General features: G+C 71.2%; 5 protein-coding genes. All 5 read right to left on the bottom strand.

The genetic code is table 11. The features are described from left to right. Positions 1–184: 184 nt before the first annotated feature. The 5 genes from ACWEFJ_RS34835 to ACWEFJ_RS34815 all read right to left on the bottom strand — a co-directional run bounded on the left by ACWEFJ_RS34835 (position 185) and on the right by ACWEFJ_RS34815 (position 6,012). On the bottom strand, positions 185–1,159 hold the full coding sequence (locus tag ACWEFJ_RS34835; protein WP_449716353.1) for a winged helix DNA-binding domain-containing protein: 975 nt from the start codon (positions 1,157–1,159) through the stop codon (positions 185–187). Further along, a complete protein-coding gene (locus ACWEFJ_RS34830; protein ID WP_378094130.1) occupies positions 1,156–2,181 on the bottom strand; it encodes a LacI family DNA-binding transcriptional regulator in 1,026 nt (341 codons plus the stop codon). The genes ACWEFJ_RS34835 and ACWEFJ_RS34830 overlap by 4 nt, the downstream gene beginning before the upstream one ends. Before the next feature lie 76 nt (positions 2,182–2,257). After that, positions 2,258–3,097 (bottom strand): carbohydrate kinase family protein, encoded by an 840-nt coding sequence (locus tag ACWEFJ_RS34825; RefSeq protein ID WP_449716352.1) that lies wholly within the window; start codon positions 3,095–3,097, stop codon positions 2,258–2,260. A gap of 107 nt (positions 3,098–3,204) precedes the next feature. After that, positions 3,205–4,422, bottom strand: coding sequence for a cytochrome P450 (locus tag ACWEFJ_RS34820; RefSeq protein WP_449716351.1), 1,218 nt, complete (start codon positions 4,420–4,422; stop codon positions 3,205–3,207). Positions 4,423–4,626: 204 nt separating this feature from the next. Then, complete coding sequence (locus ACWEFJ_RS34815; protein ID WP_449716350.1) at positions 4,627–6,012, bottom strand: KamA family radical SAM protein; 1,386 nt, start codon at positions 6,010–6,012, stop codon at positions 4,627–4,629. Positions 6,013–6,096: the final 84 nt, after the last annotated feature.

Genomic DNA, 6,096 nt, shown 5'->3' with positions numbered 1-6,096 from the left:
GATTTTACATGGGTTCGGGTGCCTTAGGCTGGACGAAGCCGGCAGGCCTGGCGGGACGCTTTTCCCCGCCGGGCCTGCCGGCTTTGGCCTGCCCCGGGTACCCGTAAGGGCCCCATGTCAAATCGAGCCGGACCGCACCCACACCCCCCAACCCCCGAACCCCACCCCCCGGAACCTCACCCCCTCACCCCCACGCCAACACCGACTCCACCTCCACATCGAGCTGCGACACCGGGATGTGCCCGAACTGCTCCACCACCACCCGCCCCTCCCTCCGCCGCCACACCCCACGCACCTGCCCGTCCACCACGACATGCGGCACCGGCGCACCACCCGCCGTCTGCACCAGGGGCGCGTGCGCCCGATCGAGCAGCAACTCGCGGTCCGCGTACCCGAGCAGGAACGTGTCGAACGGCCCGAGCAGGCGGACCGTCCCGTCCAACTCCTCGGCGTCCGACACCGCCAACTGCCACCCGTGCTTGCCCTCCACCAGCTCCTCACCGGGCCAGGCCGCCCTGACCTCGACCTCCGGCACACCGCTCCACACGACGAAGTCCTCGACCGTCGCCGGCCCGTGCGCCCTCAGGTACCGCCGCACCAACTCCGCCACCCCACGCGGCCGGCCGTCGATCCCGTCGAGCAGCCGATAGGTGTTCTCACCGGCGCACACCACGCCCTTGTTCGCGGCGTACGCCAGCAGGTAGGCGGGTGCCGCGGTGTCCGGGTCGAGCACCACCCCGACCTCACCGAGCCGCGCCACGACCTGCGGCTTCGTCAACGGCTCGGTGAGCACCTCGCGCAGCGCGTCCACCGCCCGCGCGCACACCTCGTCGGTCAACCCGAGTTCCAGCCGCCGCCGGCGGGACCGGGCGACGTTCAGCGGGCCGAGCAGGGCCAGCACCCAGCCGACGTCCTCCCGGCGCAGCAGGTGCACGGCGCCGCGCATGGCGCAGGTCCGCACCACCTCGCCCGCGTCGAGCGCGGCGGTCACGTCGGCGGGGGAGAGGCCGGTGGTGCGGGCCCGCACGGCGAGCCCGGCGGCGGCGAGGTCCTGCGCCTGGACGGCGAGCACGTCGTGCAGCAGCCCGGCCAGCGACCGCGCGGGTGTCGTCAGGCGCTGGGCCCGCATGCGCAGCGCCCGCGCCCGGTCGGCGGTCACCTCGGCCCCGCGCCCGTCGAGCCGCGCACCACCAGCTCGGGCAGGAACACGAACTCGGCGTGGGGCGCGGGCGTGCCGCCGATCTCCTCCAGCAGCGCGTGCACGGCGGCCTGGCCCATCGCCTCGACGGGCTGGCGCAGCGTGGTCAGGGGCGGGTCGGCGAACACGATCAGCGGCGAGTCGTCGAACCCGACCACGGACACGTCCTGCGGCACGACCAGCCCCCGCTGCCGGGCCGCGCGGATCGCGCCGAACGCCATCAGGTCGCTGCCGCAGATGATCGCCGTGCAGCCCTTGTCCAGCAGGGCCGCCGCCGCGGACTGCCCGCCCTCGACGGTGAACAGGGAGTGCTGGACCAGCGCCTCGGCCTGTTCGGCGGTGTAGGGCAGGGCGGTGCGCATGTGCTGCACGAAGCCCTCGATCTTGCGCAGCACCGGCACGAACCGGCGCGGTCCGACGGCTAGGCCGATGCGTTCGTGGCCCAGCTCGACCAGGTGGGACACGGCCAGTCGCATGGCCGCGCGGTCGTCGGTCGACATGAACGGCGCGGACACCTTCTCCGTGTAGCCGTTGATCATGACGAACGGGATGCCGCGCCCGGCGAGCTTGGTGTAGCGGCCCATGTCGGCGGTGGAGTCGGCGTGCAGGCCGGACACGAACACGATCCCGGCCACGCCCCGGTCGACCAGCATCTCGGTCAGCTGGTCCTCGGTCGAGCCGCCCGGTGTCTGCGTGCAGAGCAGGGGCGTGTAGCCCGCTCCGGTCAGCACCTGCTCCACCACCTGCGCCAGCGCGGGGAAGATGGGGTTGTTCAGCTCGGGCGTGATGAGCCCGATGAGCCCGGCGCTGCGTTGCCGCAGCCGGGGTGGGCGTTCGTAGCCGAGCAGGTCCATCGCGGCGACCACCGCCTGGCGGGTGGCCGTGGAGACCCCCGACTTGCCGTTGAACACCCGGCTGACCGTCGCCTCGCTGACCCCGGCCTGCGCGGCGATGTCGCTCAACCGGGCGGTCACGCCGTCCATGTCGGTCCTTTCCGTCGTGGCGACACGCGCCCCCGAAGGAAAGACCTTGCAAAGACTTTCAGCAAGTCCTTGACCGTCACAGTTCGGGCGCGAGGCCCGCTGAACCGAGGCAGAGGGCGGCCTGGCGCGCCCCGGCGGCCATCGCGGAGGGCACGTCCGCGCCGGCGAGGTGGGCGACCAGGAAGCCGGAGAAGAACGCGTCGCCCGCGCCGTTGGTGTCCACGATCTCCTCGACCGGCTCGGCGGCCACGCGGTGCACCCGCCCGTCGACCACCGCGAGCGCGCCGTCCGCGCCGAGCGTGGCCACGGCGGGCTTGCCCAGGCCGCCGAGGAACGCCACGAGCGCGTCGCGGTCGGCGAAGCCGTCGTCGTTGAGGAACACGCGGTCGGCCGCGTCCAGGAAGTCGCGGTGGAACTCGGCCACGCCGTCGTAGTCGTGCAGGTCGCACCACACGGGCACGCCGGCGGCGCGTGCGGCGGCCAGCAGGGGACGGGCGTGGTCGGCCAGGTCGACCACCGCCGCGTCGGCCGCCGCCAGCGCCGCGGCCGCGCGCCGGTCGTGCCGCGCCTCGGCGAGCCGGGGCAGTTCGAGGTAGATCGACACCCGGCCGCCGTGCGGGTCCATGAGGTTGAGGTGCTGCTCGGTGGGGGAGTCGACCACCTCGGCGATCACCTCCACGCCGGCGCGGTCGAGCACGTCCAGCACGGACCTCCCGGCCTCGTCGTCGCCGACCACGGTCCGGAGGGTGACCTCCGCGCCGAGCGACGCGAGGTTGAGCGCCTTGCCCGCCGACGTGCCGCCGACGGCCGTCCGGTGGCCGTGGGCGAACGTGGTGTGCGGTCGCGGGTGGGGGAGCCGGTCCAGCAGCACGAGCCGGTTCCACGACACCGGGCCTGCGACGAACACCTTGGGCATGGCGGCCAGTGTGAGGGGTGATCACCGGGTCGGCGAACCGCGAAGCCGGGCGACCGCAAGTCCTGTCATGCTTGCCTCTATAGTTTCAGTGCTGACCGAAAAAGACCTCACAGCTCCACGTCGAGCGAACGCAGCCGGTGGCCGAGAGGCGGGGTGGCGACGCGATCGAGCCGGTCGTAGGCCGGGCGCAGGTCCGGGAACCGGGGGAGCAGGGCGCGGAAGCACTCGTCGGCCTCGGTCCGGGCCAGGGCCGCGCCGAGGCAGTAGAACGCGCCGAGCCCGAACGCGGTGTGCCGGTTGGGCCTGCGGGCGATGTCGAACCGGTCGGGGTCGGCGAAGACCTCGGGGTCGCGGTTGCCCGCCATCATCGCCAGGTAGATCCGGGCGCCGGCGGGCAGGTCGACGCCGCCGACCCGCACCGGCTCGGTGCTCTCGCGGACGATCAGGGAGGCCGGTCCGCCGCAGCGCAGCATCTCCTCGACCGCGGCCGGGGTGAGGTCGGGGTCGGCCTGGAGGCGGGCCAGCTCGTCGGGGTGCTCGAACAGCAGGGCGAGGCCGTTGGCGATGAGCCCGGCGGTGGTCTCGTGGCCCGCGAACAGCAGCAGCACGCAGTTGGCCACGATCTCGTCCTCGGTGACCAGGCCCTCGCGCTCGGCTCCGACGAACATGCTGATCAGGTCGTCGCGCGGGTCGGTGCGGCGGTCCCGGACGAGGCCGCGGACGTAGTCCTCCATCTCCAGGACGCTGCGCTGGGACCGCAGGAGCTGCTCGAAGTCGGCGAGCTGGAAGATCGCGAGGATGTCGCGCGACCAGGCTTGGAGCTGTTCGCGGTGTTCGGTGGGCATGCCGAGCATCTCGGCGATCACGTTGGCGGGTAAGGGGTAGACGAGGTCGGCGACGACGTCCATCCGGCCGCGTTCGGCGGCGGCGTCGAGCAGTTCGGTGGTCAGCTCGCGGATGCGGGGGCGCAGGCCGTTGACGGTGGCGGGGGTGAAGTAGCGCTTGAGCAGCTGCTGGAACCGCACGTGGTCGGCTTCGACGGTGTGGCCCATCCAGAGGTGCATGGACTCGCGCAGGGGGAGCAGTTCGTCCTGTTCGGCCCGGGTGAACGTGGCCAGCCGCTGCGCCATGTTGGCGGGGGAGAGGCGGCGGTCCTTGAGCGCCGCGACGATGTCGGCGTGCCGGGTGAGCAGGTAGGCGTCGAGCTGGGGGAGGTGGCTGACGGGGCTCTCGGCGCGGATGCGGTGCAGCACCGGCATCGGGTCCGCCGCGACCTCGGGGGTGAACAGGTCGTAGGACTGGACGGCAACGGCTGTATCGGTCATGGGGGCCAGTCTGTCCGGCGTTCGCGGCGGGGCACCACGAACGCCAGCGGAATGGCGTAGTCGAGCGCGCTTCGACTCTCAACTTTCTCGATATCTTCAGTGTTGACCAAAACGAACCCAAGACCCGTGGTTGCGTGACCACCGGAGGAACAAAACCGCACGGAAGGCCCCGGGCGGCACACGCCCGGGGCCTTCGCGTACGGGTCAGGCTTGTTCGGACCACCAGCGGCGACCGGTCTCGCCGAGGGTGGAGATGGGGTCGTAGTAGGGGTAGCGGCGGTCGAGGGCTTCGGGGTCGTCCAGCTCGATGCCGGTGCGGTAGTTCTTGGTCCAGTAGGAGATGCCCAGCTCGCGGTCGTACTCGTGGAGTTGGTGGACCCAGCGCTTGCCGACGTAGGGGACGTCGCAGACGATGCGCGGTGTGGCGTAGCCGGGGAGGTAGCCCATGATGGCGTGCTGGAGTTCCTGCGCTTCCCACACGGCGACGCGCCAGTGCTCGGCGTTGGGGATCATGTCGCACATGTAGAAGTAGTAGGGCAGGATGTTCGCCTCGCCCTGGAGCGCGAAGCAGAGGTCGAGCAGGTCGTCGGGGGTGGCGTTGACGCCCTTCATGAGCACGCCCTGGTTGCGGACGTCGCGGACGCCGATCTCGAGGGCGGTGCGGGCGGCTTCGGCGACGAGCGGGGTCACGGACTGCACGTGGTTGACGTGGGTGTGGATGGCGAGGTTGACGCCGCGGCGGCCGGCGGTGCGGGCGACGCGTTCGAGTCCTTCGACGACCTTGGGTTGGAGCCAGTGCTGGGGTAGTCCGGCGAGGGCTTTGGTGGCGAGGCGGATGTCGCGGACGGTGTCGATGTCGAGGAGTCGCATGAGGAACGACTCGAGTTGGGGCCAGGGGACGTTGGCGACGTCGCCGCCGGAGACGACGACGTCGCGGACGCCGGGGGTGCGCTTGAGGTAGTCGATCATGTGGTCTTGGCGGTCGACGGGTTTGAGCGCGAGTTTGTGCTTCTGGATCTGGGGTGTGGAGTTGCCGACGAGGTCCATGCGGGTGCAGTGGCCGCAGTACTGGGGGCAGGTGGAGACGAGTTCGGCGAGGACTTTGGTGGGGTAGCGGTGGGTGAGTCCTTCGACGACCCACATCTCGGCTTCGTGGAGGGAGTCGCGGGAGGAGTGGGGGTGGTTGGGCCAGTGGGGGTCGCGGTCCGATCGGACGGGGATCATGTAGCGGCGGACGGGGTCGGCGAGGAAGGCTTCGGTGAACGCCTCGGGGTCGAGTGGGGCGTCGGGTGCCATGGTGTTGATCATCTGGGGTGGCACGAGCATGGACATGGTGGCCGAGTGCTGCTGGTCGGCGGTGAGGTCGTCGTAGAACCGGTCGGTGAGCAGGTTGCCCATGAGGGTGCGGAGCTGCTTGGGGTTCTTGATGCAGTGGGCGCGTTGCCATTGGGCGTCGCGCCATTGGGTGTCGGTGACGTCGTGCCAGCCGGGGAGTCGGCGCCAGTCGGGTTCGGCGAGTGGTCGGCGCACGTAGGTGTAGGGCTGGAGTTCGGCCCGGGGTGGGGGTGCGACCTCGTGCAGCGCGGTCATCCATGCTCCCTGTTGGTCGAGTGGCGTGAAGATATGTTGCCAGATGGCCTGTTGGGCGTAAATATTTCGGCGGGGAGCGTTTCG

The sequence above is a fragment of the Actinosynnema sp. NPDC004786 genome (assembly GCF_053601135.1).
The sequence above is the reverse complement of the archived record's forward strand: the minus strand, read 5'-3'. Positions and strand labels throughout refer to the sequence as shown.